Source organism: Neptunomonas marina, assembly GCF_004005935.1.
Lineage (GTDB): Bacteria > Pseudomonadota > Gammaproteobacteria > Pseudomonadales > Balneatricaceae > Neptunomonas > Neptunomonas marina.
Window position 1 is genome coordinate 855,718 of record NZ_SACQ01000001.1, and the last position, 19,587, is coordinate 875,304.

The 19,587-nt window shown below is 49.9% G+C and carries 15 protein-coding genes; 10 read left to right on the forward strand and 5 right to left on the reverse strand.

Features of this window, described 5'->3' with window-relative positions; genetic code table 11:
- Positions 1–9: 9 nt before the first annotated feature.
- Positions 10–3,336, reverse strand: a complete 3,327-nt coding sequence (locus tag EOE65_RS04085) for an MHYT domain-containing protein (RefSeq protein WP_127693010.1) — start codon at positions 3,334–3,336, stop codon at positions 10–12.
- Between the two features lie 224 nt (positions 3,337–3,560).
- Here EOE65_RS04085 and EOE65_RS04090 point away from each other — a divergent pair, with 224 nt between their 5' ends.
- The 3 genes from EOE65_RS04090 (at position 3,561) to EOE65_RS04100 (ending at position 5,156) form a co-directional block, all read left to right on the forward strand.
- Positions 3,561–4,157, forward strand: coding sequence for a hypothetical protein (locus EOE65_RS04090; protein ID WP_240656904.1), 597 nt, complete (start codon positions 3,561–3,563; stop codon positions 4,155–4,157).
- A gap of 125 nt (positions 4,158–4,282) precedes the next feature.
- The gene (locus tag EOE65_RS04095) at positions 4,283–4,831 is read left to right on the forward strand and encodes a Spy/CpxP family protein refolding chaperone (RefSeq protein WP_127693012.1); all 549 of its coding nucleotides are present in this window, start codon (positions 4,283–4,285) and stop codon (positions 4,829–4,831) included.
- The gene (locus EOE65_RS04100; RefSeq protein ID WP_127693013.1) at positions 4,824–5,156 is read left to right on the forward strand and encodes a hypothetical protein; all 333 of its coding nucleotides are present in this window, start codon (positions 4,824–4,826) and stop codon (positions 5,154–5,156) included. The genes EOE65_RS04095 and EOE65_RS04100 overlap by 8 nt, the downstream gene beginning before the upstream one ends.
- A gap of 71 nt (positions 5,157–5,227) precedes the next feature.
- On the opposite strand, the gene EOE65_RS04105 is transcribed toward EOE65_RS04100, so the two are convergent.
- The 4 genes from EOE65_RS04105 to ectA form a co-directional block, all read right to left on the reverse strand.
- Positions 5,228–6,664, reverse strand: coding sequence for an aspartate kinase (locus EOE65_RS04105; protein WP_127693014.1), 1,437 nt, complete (start codon positions 6,662–6,664; stop codon positions 5,228–5,230).
- A 120-nt stretch (positions 6,665–6,784) separates the two neighbouring features.
- Positions 6,785–7,180: an ectoine synthase gene (locus EOE65_RS04110; RefSeq protein WP_127693015.1), complete on the reverse strand. Its 396-nt coding sequence runs from the start codon at positions 7,178–7,180 to the stop codon at positions 6,785–6,787.
- A 15-nt stretch (positions 7,181–7,195) separates the two neighbouring features.
- Positions 7,196–8,509, reverse strand: a complete 1,314-nt coding sequence (gene ectB / locus EOE65_RS04115; RefSeq protein WP_127693016.1) for a diaminobutyrate--2-oxoglutarate transaminase — start codon at positions 8,507–8,509, stop codon at positions 7,196–7,198.
- A gap of 57 nt (positions 8,510–8,566) precedes the next feature.
- Positions 8,567–9,097: a diaminobutyrate acetyltransferase gene (ectA, locus tag EOE65_RS04120; protein ID WP_127693017.1), complete on the reverse strand. Its 531-nt coding sequence runs from the start codon at positions 9,095–9,097 to the stop codon at positions 8,567–8,569.
- Positions 9,098–9,348: 251 nt separating this feature from the next.
- Here ectA and EOE65_RS04125 point away from each other — a divergent pair, with 251 nt between their 5' ends.
- The 7 genes from EOE65_RS04125 to EOE65_RS04155 all read left to right on the forward strand — a co-directional run bounded on the left by EOE65_RS04125 (position 9,349) and on the right by EOE65_RS04155 (position 19,583).
- Entirely contained in the window at positions 9,349–9,837 is a 489-nt protein-coding gene (locus EOE65_RS04125; protein ID WP_127693018.1) for a MarR family winged helix-turn-helix transcriptional regulator, read from the forward strand.
- A gap of 45 nt (positions 9,838–9,882) precedes the next feature.
- Positions 9,883–11,250: a DASH family cryptochrome gene (locus tag EOE65_RS04130; RefSeq protein WP_164847007.1), complete on the forward strand. Its 1,368-nt coding sequence runs from the start codon at positions 9,883–9,885 to the stop codon at positions 11,248–11,250.
- Positions 11,251–11,256: 6 nt separating this feature from the next.
- Positions 11,257–12,744, forward strand: coding sequence for an FAD-binding domain-containing protein (locus tag EOE65_RS04135; RefSeq protein WP_127693020.1), 1,488 nt, complete (start codon positions 11,257–11,259; stop codon positions 12,742–12,744).
- A complete protein-coding gene (locus EOE65_RS04140; RefSeq protein WP_206052601.1) occupies positions 12,695–12,898 on the forward strand; it encodes a DUF2256 domain-containing protein in 204 nt (67 codons plus the stop codon). Before EOE65_RS04135 ends, EOE65_RS04140 begins: the two co-directional genes overlap by 50 nt.
- Positions 12,895–14,439: a cryptochrome/photolyase family protein gene (locus EOE65_RS04145; protein ID WP_127693022.1), complete on the forward strand. Its 1,545-nt coding sequence runs from the start codon at positions 12,895–12,897 to the stop codon at positions 14,437–14,439. The genes EOE65_RS04140 and EOE65_RS04145 overlap by 4 nt, the downstream gene beginning before the upstream one ends.
- A gap of 8 nt (positions 14,440–14,447) precedes the next feature.
- Positions 14,448–14,930, forward strand: a complete 483-nt coding sequence (locus tag EOE65_RS04150; RefSeq protein ID WP_127693023.1) for a GNAT family N-acetyltransferase — start codon at positions 14,448–14,450, stop codon at positions 14,928–14,930.
- Positions 14,931–15,122: 192 nt separating this feature from the next.
- Positions 15,123–19,583 carry an EAL domain-containing protein gene (locus EOE65_RS04155; RefSeq protein ID WP_164847008.1) on the forward strand — a complete coding sequence of 1,487 codons (4,461 nt, stop codon included), beginning with the start codon at positions 15,123–15,125 and terminating at the stop codon, positions 19,581–19,583.
- The last annotated feature ends 4 nt before the right edge of the window (positions 19,584–19,587 follow it).

Below are 19,587 nucleotides of genomic sequence, written 5' to 3' on the forward strand. Positions count from 1 at the left end.
TTGTTCTTTCTACTCAGAAGGCAGCTGCGCTAATAGAGCGTCAATTAACGCCAGTGCTTCGTCAAACTCGAAATCGTTTATCGCTTGGCTAATATACGTGGCTTTGTTTTCATAACGCGCCGAACTTGATGCTACGAGTTGCTCAAGAAGCGCTTCCTCAATTTCGTTTTGCTGGGTTGTCTGGCGCACCAATAGGAGTATGTCTTTGAATTGGCTGAGATTTGCAGACTGTTTAGCCGGCTCCGATGAGGGGGTGGTGATAGAGCAGTGGTTGCTAACTTGGTGTTGAACTTGCGCAAATAGCGCGTTTATTTCCGCAATGACTTGGGCGCTCTGGTGTGGGTGGCTGTTTAATAGCGCCTCGAGTTTTTGTATAGCACGCATCATGCTGGTTAGCGACAGGTTACCACAGATCCCCTTTAGCTTATGGGCTAACGCTTTGAGACGATCCCACTGTTCATCGTGGCACAGCGAGGATAAATCAGCGAACAGCGTGGCACTTTGCTCAACAAAAAGTGCGAGTTGCTTGTAATACGCGTCCTCGCTCCCCCAAAGAGCGATACCTTTCGTCTCGTCTATGAGCTTGCCATGGGAGTTGGCTCGTGTCTGTGTTGGCTGTGCAGCGATCTCCATTCCCATGACACGGGCAATTTCGTGGGTGAGCTGTGCCATATCGATCGGCTTATTAGCAAAACCTTCCATCCCCGCTTCTCGGGCTGCATTGCGGTCATCTTCGAGGACACTGGCGGTCAAAGCGATAATTGGTATCGTGGGTAGATCGTGATCACGCTCTTGTTTGCGGCGATTCTGGGCGGCGGTTAAACCATCCATAACCGGCATCTGGACATCCATAAGCACAAGGTCGATGGTGTGCTCAGACTGCATGCGTAACAGCGCTTGCTGGCCGTCACGAGCGGTCATAACGCGGTGGCCATCGCGCTCTAACAGCAGAGTCAGTAGCTCGATATTTTGTTGGATATCATCTACAACAAGTATCGTCATGGGTGGCAAGAAAACGCGGTTCTGTGCTTCATCTTGATGGGTGGTGCTTGCTGTTGATAGTGGCAGCACAAAGCGAAACGTGCTGCCGACATTTGGCTCACTTTGCGCACCGATCGTGCCACCCATTAACTCTACCAGCTGCTTGCTGATGGTAGTGCCAAGGCCGGTACCACCAAAGCGGCGGCTCATAGAGGCATCTGCCTGCGTAAATGGGTCGAATACGCTCTGAAGTTGTTCAGCTGTCATGCCGATACCGGTGTCTTGGATAACAAACTCTATATCGTCGTTTTCCAGCGGCGTGACCGTCAGCGTGACTTGACCTTCTTGGGTAAATTTCACCGCATTACTGATCAAGTTGGTGAGAACTTGGCGGATGCGCTCTGGGGAGCCTTGATAGCGGGACTTTAGCTTGGGTGACATATCCGCCATTAGCTTGAGTCCCTTGGTGCGGGCTTGTAGCCAAAATGTCGAAACGACGGCATCCACTTCTTCAATGAGAGAGAAATCGCGAACTTCGAGTTCTACTTTGCCTTTTTCGAGCTTAGCGCTATCGAGAACATCGTTTAGAAGGTGCAGTAAGGATTTCGCAGATTGGTTGATCGTCGTGAGCTGGCGCTGCTGCTCTGGAGTAAGAGGTGACTCTAGAAGAATGTCGCTAAAGCCAATGATTGAGTTCATCGGCGTGCGAATTTCATGGCTCATATTGGCCATAAAGGCCGCGCGAGCGGTTGCTGCTTGCTCTGCTGTCTCTTTGGCTTGCCGCAGTTGCTGCTCCATTTCACGACGTTCGGTGATGTCCCACACAAAGCCATCAAGCCAGACATCCCCTGATACCTCATCGGTTATCATGCGGCCTTGTTCAATCATCCAGCGCAGCTGACCGTCGCGTGCGATGAGGCGGTATTCGATATGTAAAACCCCCTCTAGCGGCGATGTATTTTGCACTAAGTCCCGGTCGTCAGGGTGAACGATGTCGATGTACTGTCGTTTGGGTTCGCTGCCAAGAAAGTCACTGGCGGGAAAGCCGGTAATCTCTTCGATGGCGTCGCTGATAAAGACCATCGGTTGGTGAGTGGTATCCATACAGCGATAGGCGACACCCGGTATATTTGAGATGAGAGAACGGAACTTCTCTTCGTTTTCACGCAGTGCATATTCCATTTGGATGCGCTGACGAATATCGGTAATGAAGGCAACGAAGAAGTCGTCACTGCCAACTTTGACATGGCCTATAGCAAGGCGGATAGCGACGCGGTAGCCATCTTTGTGAACGGCTTCAACCTCTCGACCCTGTCCAATAATGCGTGCCTCTCCCGTCTCTAAGTAGCGCGTCAGATAGCTATCGTGTTCGTGGCGAAGGGCGGCAGGCATTAGCATTACCACGTTGTTGCCAAGCATCTCCTCGGCACTCCAACCTAGTAAACGTTCGGTGGCTTGGTTCACGCTGATAATGTGCCCGCGGCTATCGATCGTAACAATGCCATCAACCGCCGTATCCATCATAGCGAGCAAGCGTCGCTCGCTTTCAAGTGCGCGCTGAGAGCTATCTTTGTAGCGATAGATCAGGTTCAAACCTAGCACTAAGCTGATGATGACAAAGGTGGTGGCGCCAACACCAAGGGCTAGGTAGATCGATATCTCTGAGGTTTGCTCGCTTAGCTCAAGGCTTGGAGGACGTACGAAGCGAGCGGCTGCCATACCGGTGTAGTGCATCCCCGAAATCGCTAAGCCCATCACAATGCTGGCAAAAAGTGTTGCAAGGCTCGTGGGGTATTTGGTTTTCCAAAGTGTATGTAAGCCGAAACGAATCCATAGCGACAGCATCGCCATAACCACGGCGACGATAATGGACAAAGCAAACATAGGGAGGTTGTAGCGCAGTAGTGGTGCCATCTCCATGGCCGCCATGCCGGTGTAATGCATCGTACCGATTCCTGAGCCAACCAGAACGCCACCGAGCAACAGAGGAAAGAACCCTTTCCTATGGCTATTGATATAGTTAAGCGCTACCCACGATGCACCGATACCGGGTAACAAAGATGCGAGTGTCAGTTGCCATCCGTAGGAAACATCTGTGCATAGGTCGAACGCGAGCATCCCGATAAAGTGCATCGTCCAAATAGCGCCGCCCAAGGCGATACTGCCAACCAAAAGCATGGTTTGCTTACGTATCGTGGATTGAGTTTGTGCCGTCTGTGAGGCGACAAGCAAACCCATAAATGACGCGAACATTGCAATGAACACTGACAACGCAACTAACCAAGGGTTGTAGTTTCCGTATATGAGAGTGCTGTCTGGGGGGATGGTAAAGAGGGCGGAGATCCAATCGAGCATAACGATCCATTACTGCATAAGATGTGCTATCAAGGATAGCTTAAGACTTGGAACTTAAAAGTGTTTTATGACTTAATGATTGAAATCATGATATTACGTTAAAAATGGCGGCAAAGCAGAAAGCAATGTGCGCAAGTTATGCTACACAGGTGCGGAACATGAAGCGCATACGTGTGTGACATATACGATAATGCCCGCTTAAGTCGGGGTTGAAGGATGGTAAGTTGACTTTAAGAAATATCATTATTTTGATTGCGCTGGCTTGTGGGTTCATGTGGTACAACAAAGAAGGGCCTGCCACGTATGGCCCCGGTATCGTTGCGCCGAGTTCGCCAGTGCAAAGAGACTTTTCCGCGCCCCCTTCGTTCACGTTTGACCGATATTCGATTACTGAGCTAGCGAGCTTTGATATCGAGGCACGCGTGCTTGGGCGTGAAAATTACAGCAGTGATCGAGGCGCAGAGCTTTCGCCTATGGATCTGGCGCTTGGCTGGGGCAGGATGTCTGATGAAAGCGTTTTGGCGGATATCAACATTCGCCAATCAGGGCGCTTCTACTTTTGGCGGGTTGATGCCTTTCCTATTCCTCGCCAAGAGATCGAAACCCATAGTGCCAATATGCACCTCATTCCCGCGAATGATGATGTAGCGCGTGATATGGATGAGATCCGAGAGGGGGATGTTGTTCAGTTATCTGGTAGTTTAGTGCAGGCAACCTCAAAAGATGGTTGGGTATGGCGCAGCTCTCTCACACGTAATGATACCGGTAATGGTGCGTGTGAGCTTATTTGGGTTGAGCATGTCGATATTGTGCGACGTTAGTCTCAGTAGCTAAGAAATAAAGGCGCGCCAAGGAATGCTGCAGGCTAGCTCGTGCTTTCGTGCATGCCAGTGCTGATTGAAGGCTTCGCTATACTATTCTTGATAGTTATGTAGGAGGACGACGGATGAGAGGTGAGTTTCTTAAAGGGGTTTTATTGTGTGCGTTCAGCACGCTGTGCCTTGCCCAATCACCCTATTCGGGTGAAGAGCTGCGTGAGATTAAAGCACTCTCACCTGAGCGTGTTGTTGGTTATAAGGAAGGGCAGGGCTTAGGGTATGCGAAAGCTGCCGAGCTTAATCACTATCCTGGGCCTCGGCACGTACTGGATTTGCAGCGCGAGTTGAACCTTTCCGGCGAGCAGCTAGAGCAGACTGATGTGATCTATCAGCGCATGCGGGCGCGCGCCAAAGCACTTGGGCGCGAGATCCTAGATCTTGAGTATGAACTCAACCGACTTTTTGCAAGCCAAGCTATTGAAGAAACAGCTTTGCGAACGATTCTTGAGCAGTTGGGCCAACTGGAGGCGGCACTGCGTTATGTGCACCTTAATGCCCACCTTGAGCAAACACAGTTGCTATCGCAATCACAGCGTAATGAATATGATCGGTTGCGTGGCTACCTAGGCGGCAGCCCCAATAAAATGCACCATCATAGCTCGCATCATCATGAATAGTTTATACCGTTATCTTCATGTTATCGCTTATCAAGAGCAAGAAGGGTTACCCAGTGTTGTTAAAGTCTCTTCGGCTGATCACTCGTATGAAGATGCGGGCACGAATGTGACGTGTACTGCATCGCGGTATGAGTTTAGTGATGGTGCGATTATCTGCTGTACAGAGGAGTCAGATGATGACGAAAATGATGCGCTTTGTGCAGAATATTGGCTGACCTATCGTGTGCTTGAGCACCCTGAAAATGTGATTGAACCGGCCATGAAACAGTTTACGAATCGTTGCCAACAAGCATTCTGGTTAAAAATGCAGGCGGTATCTCGTTAGAGGTAGGTAAAAAAAGGCGGGGTAGACCCGCCAAAAGGAAGTATTCTTTTGCAATAAAGAGTGCCTGCGCACTAAGCGGCAATGGCCTCGCTGATCACGTCGCCATGATTCTCTTGCTCAACCAAAGCATGATGCAGCGCTTTAATCGCTCGCTCGTAATCGCTCTGTGCAACAATGCACTGCATCTCGACTTGGCGAATAGTTTGGTGCAAAGCAACCACGTTAATACCGGCGTTTGAGAGCGCAGAAATAGTGCGTGAAAGGATGCCTTCAATCTTCAAATCTGAGCCGATGGCTGACACCATGGCTACCTTCTGAATCTCAACCTCTGCGTACTGGTAGGTCTCTTCTATCAGGCGCACAAGGCGATTAACCATTTTCCGGTTGCCGGCAAGGTAAAAGGTGATACTGTTAGCGTCGGCTTCTTTGTTGACCATTTGCAATTTCAGCTCTTTGATAAGGCGGCTGATGGCAATGTCATGTTCGGGGGAGCCAAGCATCTCTTGATCAAACACCTGAATGGCAAACACATCATTTCTTCCGGCGATGATCTCGACGCATGGGTTGGGGTTGCAGTAGTCGTTATCGATGATTGTACCCAAATGATCCGGCTCAAAGGTGTTCATCACACGAATCTTGATGCCTGACTTACGTATGCCTTGGGCAGCTTTCGGGTGGATGGCTTCCATCCCTAAGTTTGATAGTTGGTCTGCAACATCAAAGTTGGTTGTGCCAATCGGCACAGCGTTATTCGGCCCTACGATGCGAGGATCGGCACTGCTAAGGTGAAACTCTTTATGAATAATCGCTTCGCGTGCGCCGGTAATAGAGGCGATCTTAGAAAACGTCATTTCGCTGTAGCCGCGATCAAATGTTTTCATCAGCTTCTCTTGGCAGTTTGCGTAACCGGTCGCGATCACTATCTCTTTGCTGCAATCGATACCACTGAATGTCTGGGTAATCAGTTGATCAATGGGTAGTTCGGTTGCTTGCTTCCAGCCGGTTAAGTCCACAAAGCGTGCGTTCACGCCGTGGGTTTGCAGTAGCAGGGTGGAGTTGTAAGCACTGTGCGCTTCGCCGATGGACGCGAGCATTTCGCGCACATTGGCCAAGTGTTGTTGTAGTTGGAAGTGCCCGTATGAACATAGTGCGTGCAGGTTGGTCATGCAGTTTTTGACTTCGCTGACACGGGTGCGGATGAAGCTATTCGCTTGGGCGAGCGTGGCACCAGAAAACATCTCTGTATTGATATCTACCAGTTGCTCTTCAACCTCTGAGAGCATTTCTTGCCATGCGTAGGGCTCTTCAGCCTCGGCAAAGCAGCTATATACACCGGCTTCCCCGGTTTTCTTGTGTTCAAGGAGCCGGTCGGTAACGCCGCCATAAGCGGAGACGACAAATATTCGATTAAACAGGGTGTTGTTGCTCTCTTTTAACCAGATGTTCTGTAAAACATCTTGGTAGCGGCTCATTGATGTGCCGCCAATTTTCTCTACAGTATGAGACATAATAATTCGTGATGTACCTATTCGTTGGCTTGTGACTGGCAGGGTTGAGGGTGTTCTCAGAGAATCGGATGATGCTGAATATGCTCACCAGATTCCCTGATAGTTTGAACCCCTAAGCTTTTAAGAGGCTTCCTCTAGTGGGTAAACGCCGTTTTCGTCGTGTACCTCTTTACCGTTTAAAGGGGGATTAAATACACAAGCTAACTTTAATTCGGAGTGGGCGCGTAGCAGGTGCTCGTCGTGCTTATCCAAGATATAGATCGAACCAGGCTTGATAGGGTGGATTTTGCCATCGGCTAGCGTCTCCACTTCTCCTTCACCGCTGATGCAATACACGGACTCAAGGTGGTTCTGGTACCAAATGTGCGACTCTTTTCCTGCGTAGATGGTGGTTATATGGAACGAGAATCCCATGTTGTCATCTTTGAGTAGCAGGCGTGTGCTCTCCCAGTTTCCATCAGGTGAAACCACACGGCGCTCGGATTGTTCTGCATCTTTAAGTGTTCGTAAAATCATTGCTCAGTCCCTCTTTTAAGACGCTTCTTGTAGGTAGACAGTATCGAAATAGCAGTTGTCCTCTGGGATCTCATCCTCTTTTGCGCACACCTCTTTAATGGCGCTCTCGACAATATCGATCCCTTTTTCTAGATTTTCTTGCTTGATGGTAAGCGGGCAGAGGAACTTAACCACTTGGCCGTCTGCGCCACTGGTTTCGATAATGAGCCCGTTCTTAAAACACTTTTGGGTAATCTGGGCGGCCAGTTCGCCACTTACACAGTTAATGCCTTGGAACATACCGCGACCACGGGTGGTAAAGTTGCCCTCACCATATTGCTCCACAATCGCCTCAAGGCGTTTGGAGATGTATTCACCTTTGGCTTGAATCTCTTGGGCAAACTGGTTATCCGACCAAAACGTGTCGATGGCAGCTTTCGCGGTGATAAAAGCAAGGTTATTGCCACGGAAAGTACCGTTGTGTTCACCCGGCTTCCATTGGTCGAGGTCTGGGCGGATCATCACTACAGCGAAAGGTAAACCATAGCCGCTGAGCGATTTCGACATTGTGATCATATCCGGCTTGATGTCTGCTCCCTCAAAGCTGAAGAACGAGCCTGTTCGCCCGCACCCGGCTTGAATATCATCAACAATGAGCAGTACGTCATGTTTACGGCAGACCTTTTCGAGGTTCTTTAGCCATTCGAAGCTTGCAGCATTGATACCACCTTCTCCTTGGACTGTCTCGACTAACACGGCAGCAGGTAGATCGATACCGCTACTCGTATCGCACAGAACCTTGTCGAGATATTCTGTCGTGTCGACTTCGTCTCCGAGGTAACCGTCAAATGGCAAACGGCTGACACCGCCAAGTGATGTGCCTGCTGCGCCGCGATGATGCGAGTTACCTGTGGTGGCGAGCGAACCTAAGCTGACACCGTGGAAACCGTTGGTGAATGAAATAATATTCTCACGTCCGGTCACGTTACGTGCTAGCTTCAGGGCCGCTTCCACCGCATTAGTCCCGGTGGGGCCGGTAAACTGCACAACATAGTTCAGATCACGCGGTTTCAGGATCTTGTCGTTTAACGCGTGTAGAAACTCCTCCTTGGCTTTGGTGTGCATGTCTAAGCCATGGGAGATGCCATCTGACTCGATATAGTGCAGCAGGGCGGGTTTGAACGCGTCGTTGTTGTGCCCGTAGTTAAGGGTACCGGCGCCTGCTAAGAAGTCGAGGTACTCGTTACCTGCATCATCGTAAAGAAATTCGTTTTTTGCGCGGTTGAATACGCACGGAAATGAACGTGCATAAGATTGTACTTCTGATTCGATCTTCTCAAAGATTTCCATGATCTTTCCTAAATAATGTATTGCTTTAATGCGAAAGTGTTTGTGGCTGCATCGGGCTTATCTGAGGTGGGCACCCGACTGGCTGTGCGCCTTGATTGGGCGCAGCTGCTTGGCAGGCCCAGCGCTGTAAAGCACCTCATCTTCATGCTCGGAATCAAGGTGGCGACCGCTTTCGAAAAGCACACGTGTTTCAACAGGCATGTGGTGATTCTTGAAAAAGGTCTCGAAGAGCTTTTGAGATGCGTGGTTGCTGGGCGAGATCGTCGTCTCCATGTGAGTCACGGTGGAGTTGCGGTTAAAAAGCTCACTCAGCATTGTGCTAGCGATACCAAGGCCGCGGTACTTTTCGTCTAAAGCAACCTGCCAAATAAACAGGGTGTTGGGGGCGTGAGGCTTGATGTAACCAGAAATAAAGCCTGCGACCTCTCCGTTATCGCTCTCTGCGACAATGCACGTTTCGGCGAAATCGGTGCACTGTAAAAGGTTGCAGTACAGCGAGTTTTGATCGAGCGGCGGACAGCGGCGGATCAGGTTATGAATATCAGGACCATCGAGCGACGATGGTTTGCGATAGTGAATGTTGTGCATAGTATCTCAAATGTTTTGTTTATCGAATATTTAGTATTCGTATATATTTTAAAACATGAATGCTTCGTTCTTTCAACCCGAATATCGGCTTTTTATTAGGGTTTTTCGTTATTTATAGCGAGATTTTATTATTTTTCAGATTAATTTGTTTTGTGTTTCTAAGTAGATATTGTTTGTGTTTCTAAGTAATGGCGTCGTGTGAGGAGATTAGGTAAAATCCTTGCAAGAATGATGAAAAGAGCATGTTTACGATGGAAAAGAGTCAGGAAGCGCTGGTATTGCTGCGGCAAATTTTTCGCTCTGCCGATATGCAAGAGAAAGAGATCAGCCGCAGTACCGGATTAACATTGCCGCAATTGATGACGATGCAGGCACTGCGCCACACCGCGCCTATCACAACCGGAGAGCTCGCCAAAGAGGTTTCGATAACTCAGGCGACTGTTACCAGTATTTTGGATCGGTTAGAGAAGAAAGGCTTAGTAACGCGTGAAAGGGGTCTTGAGGACAAGCGCAAAGTTTGGATCAACCTCAGCACCGAGGGGTGGGAGTTGATGAAGGGGGCGCCTACAACGCAGCAGGATATGTTTACCCGTCGCTTTGATGATCTGCAAAGCTGGGAGCAATCAATGGTTATCGCAGCGCTAGAGCGTGTTGCGTTCATGCTAGATGCTCAGCACCTGGATGCTGCCCCTATGCTCGATGTGGGCCAGATCGATAGAGCCGAAGTCGGCAATAAGTAATCCTATTAGCAGTATTCTCTGCACCCGCGCAGTACGCGAATATCGGTGAACTATTTTGCTCTGTCGGCCGTATTAGCGGTAAACGGACAGAAGGATACCGAGTTGGCTACTGCGCTCTACATTCCCACGCACGACTTGCGGATTCATGACAACCCTTGTTTAACCCGAGTGGCTCAGTTCGATACGGCATGTATTGCACTGATCTATGACCCCCGCTGGTTTAAGCCAACTCGCTATCAAACGAAAAGCATTGGGCCGAAACGCTGGAGCTTTACGATACAAGCGATGGAAGGGTTCCACACCGCATGTGAGGGCCTCGGCAATAAGCCTGTGCTTCGGACGGGGGAGTTCGTCGCAGCAGTCAATCGGTTGGTGCAAGAGAGCGGAGCGCAAACGCTGATTATGTCTCGCCCGGTCGGCTGGTATGAGTGCGAACAGCTGATTTCGATCCAAGCGGCAAATCCAGCCCTGCAGATCGAGATGTTTGATACATATACGCTTTTCTCAGAAGGAGCTCACACGTGGCTTGCAGAGAAGTTGCCTCGCCAGTATACGCCGTTCCGCCGATCAGCGGAGCAGGCTGATACAGCTGCACCTATGGCTGCGGTTGAGTCTTTACCGCCCAGCGCGTTACAGAGTGAAGATGAGTGGAGCTTTGCTGCACAGGATGTTTTTAGCCTAGATTTTATCGGCACTGAGCAAGCGGGTCTTGAGCATCTCAAACAATATTTACACTGCGGTGCGGCTAGCCATTACAAGGAGACGCGCAATGCGCTTTCTGGTTGGAGTAACTCGTCAAAGCTCTCGTTATGGTTAGCGTCGGGAAGCCTGTCGGTGCGCTATGTGTGGCAGTCCATTGCTGAATACGAACGCACTCACGGGGCAAACGAATCGACACAATGGTTGTATGTCGAGCTGCTATGGCGGGAGTATTTCCAATGGCTGGCAAGAAAACTTGGTACTCAGCTGTATCGCTTCCAAGGTATCGCGAAGCGCCAACCGTTAACCAGCTTTTATGCTCACCGGTTTCGCGCTTGGTGTAGTGGGACAACGGGCGAGCCGCTTGTGGATGCGATTATGCATGAGCTTGCGCAAACAGGTTATATCTCCAATCGTTCGCGGCAGATCGCAGCAAGTTATTGCGTTAACGAGCTGCAACTCGACTGGCGCTATGGCGCAGCATGGTTTGAACAAGAGTTGGTTGATTACGATGTAGCCAGTAACTGGGGCAACTGGCAGTACATCGCTGGGGTGGGTGTCGATCCGCGTGGCGGACGCCGCTTTGATATCAGAAAGCAGGTGGCACAATTTGATCCAGAGGGCGATTACGTCAGGCATTGGCTTGGCAGCGAGCTAACGAAGAGCGTAGCACTCGATGTGGTTGATGCTGCTGACTGGCCGTTAGCACGGTAACCTGCCATGGAGCCAATCAGCGTGGTGTGGTTTAAGCGTGACCTACGTTTGACCGACCATGAGCCGTTGGTTGCGGCCATCGCAGCGCAGCGTCCTACGTTACTGCTTTATATCTTTGAGCCAATGCTGTTGGATGATCCGCATTACGAGCATCGCCATTGGCGATTTGTGTGGCAATCTTTGGAAGATCTGAACAAGCAGCTATCGAATTTCGGTACTCGGATAGTCGTTAGTTGTGGTGAAGCTTGCAAAGTCTTTACCGCCATTTATGAGCAAGTTCAGATTGAGGCGATATACAGCTATCAAGAGATTGGTCTTGCGAACACATTTGAGCGTGATCGCTTGGTGGCGAAGTGGTGTAAAAAACACAGCGTAACATGGTGCGAAACGCCCTATGGTGCGGTGGTGCGCGGAGCGAGTACCCGACAGGATTGGGATAAGCACTGGAAGGCTGTGATGCGCAACCCCTGTGCTGATCCCGACCTCGACCAGCTCAACGCTATTGAGTTGCACAGTTTGCCCGTGTTTACCCCGCCACCGGACTGGTTGGTTTGTGTGCCTGAGTTTCAGCTTGGCGGCCCTACCCAAGCGCGTATGACGCTCGAAAGTTTCTATGCTGAGAGGGGGCGAAACTACCAAAAAGGTATTTCAAAACCGCAGCTTAGCCGCGAAACTTGCTCCCGTTTGTCGCCCTATTTGGCGTGGGGAAATCTTAGCTTGCGCGAGTGCTATCAGCGCTTACTTGCCCACTGGAACGAGCGAGGTTGGCGCCGCGCGCTGGCTGCGCTCTCGTCGCGATTGCATTGGCATTGTCACTTCATTCAGAAATTTGAAAGTGAGTGTTCAATGGAGTTTGAGCCAGTGAATCGTGCCTATCAACAGCTCCACTATCGGAGTGGCGATAAAGCGGCACGCTATCACGCGTGTTGGGAGCAAGGTTTGACGGGTTATCCGCTGGTTGATGCGTGCATGCGCTGTTTAAACGCAACGGGCTATATCAACTTTCGGATGCGCGCCATGCTGGTGAGTTTCTATTGCCATCATTTGATGCTCGATTGGCGCGGTGCTGCGCGCTACCTTGCACGCCAGTTTTTGGATTTCGAGCCGGGCATCCACTACCCGCAGATTCAGATGCAGGCGGGCGTCACCGGTACCAATACTTTGCGCATCTACAATCCGGTTAAACAATCCCAAGAACATGATAGCGATGGCGAGTTTATCCGCCGTTGGGTTCCCGAACTGGCTGTGCTTCCCGGTGAGCTTGTGCATACCCCGTGGACGCTAACCCCCATGGAGCAAGCCATGTGGGGTATTACGCTGCCCGATGATTATCCCGCTCCCATTATTGATATTGAAAAAACAGGGCCCTATATGCGCGATGTGTTGTGGGAGTTTAAGAAGCGCCCTGATGTGCAAGCCGAAGCAAGGCGTATTCTTAAGCGCCATGTGCGACCCGGTGGCAGACGAAACAAGGAGAACAGACGTGGCTCATAAGAAAGTGAACTTACCCTCGAAAGTCTGCGTGCGCTGTGGGCGGCCATTTAGCTGGCGTAAAAAATGGCAGCGTGTTTGGGGGGAGGTAAAATATTGTTCTGAGCGCTGTCGGCGCGAAAAGCGCACCTGTATGGCTGAGGACAGTTGGGTATGAGTACAAGAACACTGCGCTTAATATTGGGCGACCAGCTTAACGCGAGCCACTCTTGGTATCAGCAGCAGGACGACAAAGTTAGCTACCTCATCGCTGAGCTTCCCCAAGAGGTGGGCTACGTGAAGCATCATGTCCAGAAAGTTTGTGCATTCTTCGCTGCCATGCGTGAGTTTACGGCTGCGCTGCAAGCGGCAGGTCACGATGTTATCTATTTGACGCTAGATGAAACCCAGCACCACGCAACTCTGGCGGAGTTAATCGCTGATCTTTGCAGTCAGCACAAGGTGGCAACCTTTCAGTATCAACTGCCAGATGAGCGCCGGTTACGTGATCAGCTCAGTCGTTTGTCGCTGGAGGGCGTGGCTATTTCGGCCGCTGAAACGGAGCACTTTTTACTCCCTGAAGCTGAGTTTCCGCGCTTTATAAAAGCGGGGCAGCATAACCGTATGGATAGCTTCTATCGTAAAATGCGCAAGCGTTTGGATATCCTGATGGAGGAGGGCAAGCCAAAGGGGGGGCAATGGAGCTTCGATGCTGATAACCGCGAACCCTTGCGCAAAGATGATCTTGCTAACGTGCCAGAGCCCTTGTGCTTTGCTAATGATGTCACCGATATACTAGCGCGCCTCGAGCGTCACGGGGTGTGTACGTTTGGTAAAGCGCAGGCGCAGCTGTTGTGGCCCATCAACAGGCGGCAAGCCAAGGCGCTGTTGGCGCACTTCTGCACCGTTTGCCTACCCAACTTTGGCCGCTTTCAAGATGCGATGACGGATCAATCGCCCTTGGGGTGGAGTTTATATCATTCGCGGCTGAGCTTTGCGCTCAACAGCAAGATGTTGCATCCGGGCCAAGTGATCGCGGCGGCATTAGCAGCATACGAGGCTGATGACGCTATCAATATCGCCCAGATCGAGGGGTTTGTACGCCAAATTATCGGTTGGCGTGAGTACGTAAGGGCTGTGTACTGGGTTAACAGTGAACAGTACGATGCGCAAAACTTCCTTTTAGCTGAGCGGTCTTTGCCTGAGTGGTTTTGGGATGGGGATACCAAGATGCGTTGCTTATCTCAGGCGATAACCCAGTCACTCGATTATGCCTATGCGCATCACATTCAGCGGCTTATGGTGGTGGGTAATTTTGCACTCATCGCAGGGCTTTCGCCGGATGAGGTCGAAGCCTGGTATCTCGGTATCTATATCGATGCGATTGAGTGGGTCGAGCAGCCCAACACGCGCAGTATGGCGTTGTTTGCGGATGGCGGTTGGGTGGCGACTAAGCCTTATGCTGCCAGCGGTAATTACATCAATAAGATGAGCGACCACTGCCAATCTTGCCATTACAACGTAAAAGAGCGCAGTGCGCCCAATGCATGCCCGTTCATGAGTTTGTATTGGCATTTCTTGGCGCAGAACAAAGCAACGCTAGGTACAAACCCGCGTATGGCCTTTCCTTATCGTACTTGGGATAAGATGGCAGATACGGCTAAAACTGAGACGCTGGCACGCGCGCAGGCTTATCTTCATTCCCTTAACGAACTTTAGAGGCGTCTATGTTGGCATCCTCCCGCTTAATACTCAGAACAGCCACAGCCGAGGATGCGCCTTTTATTTACCAGCTCTATAACGAGCCGAGTTTTAAAGAGCATATCGCTGATAAAAATATTCATTCCCTCGATGCAGCTAAGCAATACCTATGCGATGGCCCGTTTGCAAAGGCGGCGGGTCTTGGTCTTTTTGTCGTAGAGACTAAAGCGGATTCGAAAGCGATAGGGGTGTGTGGCCTCATTCAAAGAGATGAGCTGCCAAGGCCTGATTTAGGCTATGCGCTTCTGCCTGATGCTTGGGGGTGTGGGTATGCCTTTGAGGCGGCAAAGTGCGTCATTGATAGCGCTAACGACAGCGAAATTTTGGCAATCTGTCGGCCTTCAAATACAAAGTCGGCTGCGGTACTGACACGATTGGGTTTTAAGGTACTGCGACCGATTACTGTAGCGAATGTCACAAATGATCTTTACTCACTAGGAACTGATTGAATTTACAGAAAAACTACCGATATCGTTATGATTCGACTAACGTTAAATTACGTCAGTGTATTACGGTCGATAAAGTGTTATTTAGAAACTCGATAGGCTAAAGCATTGATGTCTATCAGCTCTACGAGATTAGGCTATAGTGAACTCAGTGCTAAATGGTTAAGATCTTATTTTTTATTTGGGTAGATGAACATGGAAGGTCAGTTATCGGTATCCCGCGTCCCCGTTATCGCTATTGGGGCTTCCGCTGGTGGCCTAGAAGCGGTTTCTGAGCTGCTCTCATACATCGCGCCCGACATCAGTTATGCGATTGTTGTGTTGCAGCACCTGTCTCCTGATCATCGCAGTATGATGCCAGAGTTGTTAGATCGAGCCACTGATCTTGATGTAGTGCCTCTTAAAAGCCAGACCCGCCCAGAAGCGGGTTGTGTCTATGTTGTTCCAGCTGGCAAAAATGCGTATGTAGAAGATGACTACATGATGCTATCAGATGCGCCGCCAGAGATAGCTCCTAAACCTTCCATTAATGCTTTCTTCTCCTCATTAGCGCGGTTTTATAGTCAAGATGCGATTGGCGTTATCTTATCGGGTACAGGAACTGACGGCACCGAAGGGCTACAAGCGATTCAGGCGCGTGGTGGTATTACCATTACGCAAACACTAGAGTCGGCCAAGTATGATGGTATGCCGAAGTCGGCGCTTGATGCAGGCGTATCTGACTACAGCCTGTCGCCCAAAGAGATTGCAAATAAACTAACTGCCTTGTCATCAGAGCAGGATCAAGATCCTGAAATCCCTACCTCGATACTGGAAGAGATTGTTGCGCTGCTGCAGAGGCAAGGGCAAGTTGACTTCTCTGGGTATAAGCTAGGTACGTTATCACGCAGAATTTGTCGGCGCATGGCCTCGACTGACTGTGAGCAGATGGATCGCTACCTCGCATTGTTGAAGAGTTCGAGTGAAGAGGTTGACCTGTTAGCCAAAGATATTCTCATCTCTGTCACTGCGTTCTTCCGGGATCAAGACGCTTTCTCATCGCTGAGAAAGCTGATTATCGAGCAATCGAAAGTGCTGGGTAATGATGATGAATACCGAGTTTGGGTGGCGGGCTGCGCGACAGGCGAGGAAGCATATAGCGTTGCGATATTGATACTGGAAGCTTTACGTGATGCTGACAAACGTTGCCAAGTCCAGGTCTTCGCGACTGATATTGATGAGCAGGCTCTGCTTGTTGCACGACAGGGGATGTATAGCGAAGCGAGCTTAAAAACAGTCTCACAGGAGTTGATAGATCGCTACTTCATTTATCGAGGTGATGGGAAGTATGAGGCCGGTAAGACGTTGCGGGATATCATCATCTTTGCGCGGCATAATCTGATATCTGACCCACCTTTTTTAAGGTTAAACCTCGTTACATGCCGCAATGTATTGATATATCTTGATAATAAAACCCAATCGCGTGTGTTGCAGCGGTTTAATTTTGCGCTGAATGATGATGGCGGGTTATTTCTTGGCCGTTCGGAGAGCATTGCCCAAGCGGAGTCGCTTTTTAACTACGTTGACCGCCGTGAACGTATTTTTCAAAAAACAGGGGGAGGACGCCCCGGATTTAATAAGTCTCTCAAAGCGCGCCTTGGCGAGGTCAGCGTACAACGTCGAGAGTCTCCTCAGTTATTGGTGAATGCGGTAACCGACGCACTCACCGCAACAGCAGCATTATGCACCGTTGACGGGAAGGTGCTGCAAACATCCGGCAAAGTTGAGCTGTTTTTCCAGTTCCCGGTGGGGTCATCAGATACCGTTCTTATCGATGTGATTACACCTGTCTTCAAAAGTGATGTGATGTCGATGTTGCATCTTCTCAAGAAAAGTGGCGAGCCACAGAAGAGCCGGCCTATGCTCTTCGCCGACAAAACGTGGCAGGTGCTGTTGAGTTACACCAAAGTGAGCGGTGAAAATCGGGTTCTATTGCTTATTATGCCGCACGAACAGGTCACTGTAGCCAAGCCTGACGCACATGTGTCGCAGTATTACACCGATGAGCTTCAAGTCACTCAAGAACAGTTGCAATCGCTGATCGAGGAGCTTGCTACCGCCAATGAAGAGATGCAGTCGTTGAACGAAGAAGCACAAGCTTCCAACGAAGAGCTACAAGCAACCAATGAGGAGCTGGAAGCCGCCAATGAAGAGTTGCAGTCGACCAACGAAGAGCTGGTCAGCGTTAATGACGAACTCAGTACCAAGACTCAGCAACTATCCACGCTAAATGCTGAGTATATCCATCTATATGACTCGCTCGACTTCCCTGTACTAGTATTTGACGAATCTCTGCATTTAGTGCGCTTTAATTCGGCTGCCACCTTTGCCTTCAACTTGCGTCCAAACGCACTTAACACCAGCTTGGAGCGTATCCATTTTCCTACTTACTTAAGTGATGTGGCGGGCTTGTTGGCACTGGCGTTGAACCAGTGCGAGAAGCAGGAGCAATTGGTTGAGAATAACGAGCGCTTTTACCAGATCGTTGTTAACCCCGGCCTAGATGATCAGGGTAGCACTAAATTTGTGGTGCTAAATCTTATCGATGTAACGGATATTCATACCACGCGTCACGAGCTAGATGAGACCGAAACGCGGCTGCAAACCGTGATGGACAACACGACCGTGCTGATCGCAATGAAAGATCTGCGCGGACGTTATATCTATGTAAATGAAGCCTTCATGACAGGCTATGGTCTGACCGATAGTGACTATCATATGAAGAGCGATTTTGATCTCTTCCCTGATGAATTCGCGGCGCAGCTTTGGGCCTCTGATCTGCGCGCAATTCGCACGCTAGGTCGGGTTGAGTCTGAGCTGAGCTTGCTCGTGGGCGAGGAGATGCGCCATTACAGCACGCGACACATTATGCTGCGAGATCACGCCGGACAACCAAGTATTCTTATCGTTGAATCCGAGGATGTAACTGCGCGCAAAAAAGCCGAAGAGAAGCTTAAAATCGCTGCGAAGGTTTATCAGCAAGCTGGCGAAGCTATCGTGGTCACTGATAAAAATGCGCATATTCTATCGGTTAACGAAGCATTCACCGATATTACAGGCTATAACGAAGAGGAAGCGCTGGGTAAGAGGATTGGTAGCCTGCTTAACTCTGGACGCCACAGTAAAGACTTTTTCTTAACTCTTTGGCAGGCCATCAACGAGAAGGGACACTGGCAAGGAGAGATCTGGAATAAGCGTAAAAATGGGGATATTTACCCAGAGTGGCTGACGATTAACCGCATTCTCAATGAGGTTGATGATACTGATTACTTTATTGCCGTTTTCTCTGATATCTCCAACTTGAAAGATTCGCAGCGCAAAGTTGAGTTTTTGGCAACCCACGATGCACTCACAGGGTTGCCGAACCGAAATCTTTTCTCTGATCGTTTGGAAAACGCGATAGCCCGCAGCAAGCGTTCCGGCAGCATTCTGGCGGTGCTTTATCTCGATCTAGATAACTTCAAAAGTATCAATGACACCCTCGGTCATGATACCGGTGATGAGCTGTTAGTCGAAGTATCTCAGCTGCTGCTGTCAACGGTGCGTGATGTGGATACGGTATCGCGCCTCGGTGGTGATGAGTTTACCGTGATCTTAGGTGAGTGTGAGCCAGCAGATGCGCGAGACGTAGCCGAACGGATCATTACAGCGCTTGATAACCCAATCCAGCTTGGGAATCGGCGGGTATTTACCTCGACAAGCATCGGGATTTCGCTTTTTCCAAGTGATGCAACCGACGCGAATGGTCTGCTTAAATCTGCGGACACTGCCATGTATAAAGCGAAAGAGACCGGGCGTAACCGCTACTGCTTCTTCCACTCGGAGATGCGCGATGTGTTACTGCGCCAGTCCACACTTGAGAGCTCTTTAAAAGAAGCGATTCGGCATCGCCAGTTCCGTTTGGTATACCAGCCTAAGTTCTCTGCACTCGATGAGGGCAAAATCGTCGGTGCCGAAGCACTGCTCCGCTGGCATGACCCTAGCGTGGGTGATATCTCACCCGCTGAGTTTGTGCCTATAGCTGAGCGAGGTTCAGCGATTATTGAGTTGAGCAATGTTGCTTTGGAAATGCTTGCTGAGCAGATCGCGCGTTGGCTGAACACAGGTGTTCATGTACCGAAAATCTCCTTCAACGTCTCGGCCCAATGCCTCAAAATGGAAGGGTACGCGAACGAGCTGACCAGTATGATTGATCAGTATATGGTCCCTTATGAGTTATTTAAGTTAGAGCTGACAGAAAGCTCTTTGATGGATAGCTCCAGCATAACGTTCGATAATTTAAACCGTTTAACAGAGAGTGGGTTTGAGATTTCGATTGATGATTTCGGAACGGGTTACTCATCACTTAGCTACCTTAAACAGTTGCCGCTTAGCGAAATTAAGATAGACAAGAGCTTCGTCGACGGACTGGGTAGCGATGAAGATGATGAGGCGATCTGCCAAGCTATTTTGTCGATTGCACAAGCATTGGGGCTTAGTGTGGTTGCTGAAGGTGTTGAAAATGCAGTACAGCAGGCATGGCTCAAGGAGAAGGGCTGTGATTACTTACAGGGCTACTTGTTAGCGAAACCGCTGGAAAATCATGACTTTGAGAAGCTCCTCGTGTTGCGAAACTAACAAA

Coding starts and splice junctions, on each gene's coding strand:
- EOE65_RS04125 (WP_127693018.1), top strand. CDS start 9,349: ATGGAAAAGAGTCAGGAAGCGCTGGTATTGCTGCGGCAAATTTTTCGC.
- EOE65_RS04150 (WP_127693023.1), top strand. CDS start 14,448: ATGTTGGCATCCTCCCGCTTAATACTCAGAACAGCCACAGCCGAGGAT.
- EOE65_RS04155 (WP_164847008.1), top strand. CDS start 15,123: ATGGAAGGTCAGTTATCGGTATCCCGCGTCCCCGTTATCGCTATTGGG.
- EOE65_RS04100 (WP_127693013.1), top strand. CDS start 4,824: ATGAATAGTTTATACCGTTATCTTCATGTTATCGCTTATCAAGAGCAA.
- ectB (WP_127693016.1), bottom strand. CDS start 8,509: ATGGAAATCTTTGAGAAGATCGAATCAGAAGTACAATCTTATGCACGT.
- ectA (WP_127693017.1), bottom strand. CDS start 9,097: ATGCACAACATTCACTATCGCAAACCATCGTCGCTCGATGGTCCTGAT.
- EOE65_RS04085 (WP_127693010.1), bottom strand. CDS start 3,336: ATGCTCGATTGGATCTCCGCCCTCTTTACCATCCCCCCAGACAGCACT.
- EOE65_RS04140 (WP_206052601.1), top strand. CDS start 12,695: ATGTGCGACCCGGTGGCAGACGAAACAAGGAGAACAGACGTGGCTCAT.
- EOE65_RS04145 (WP_127693022.1), top strand. CDS start 12,895: ATGAGTACAAGAACACTGCGCTTAATATTGGGCGACCAGCTTAACGCG.
- EOE65_RS04095 (WP_127693012.1), top strand. CDS start 4,283: ATGAGAGGTGAGTTTCTTAAAGGGGTTTTATTGTGTGCGTTCAGCACG.
- EOE65_RS04105 (WP_127693014.1), bottom strand. CDS start 6,664: ATGTCTCATACTGTAGAGAAAATTGGCGGCACATCAATGAGCCGCTAC.
- EOE65_RS04110 (WP_127693015.1), bottom strand. CDS start 7,180: ATGATTTTACGAACACTTAAAGATGCAGAACAATCCGAGCGCCGTGTG.
- EOE65_RS04135 (WP_127693020.1), top strand. CDS start 11,257: ATGGAGCCAATCAGCGTGGTGTGGTTTAAGCGTGACCTACGTTTGACC.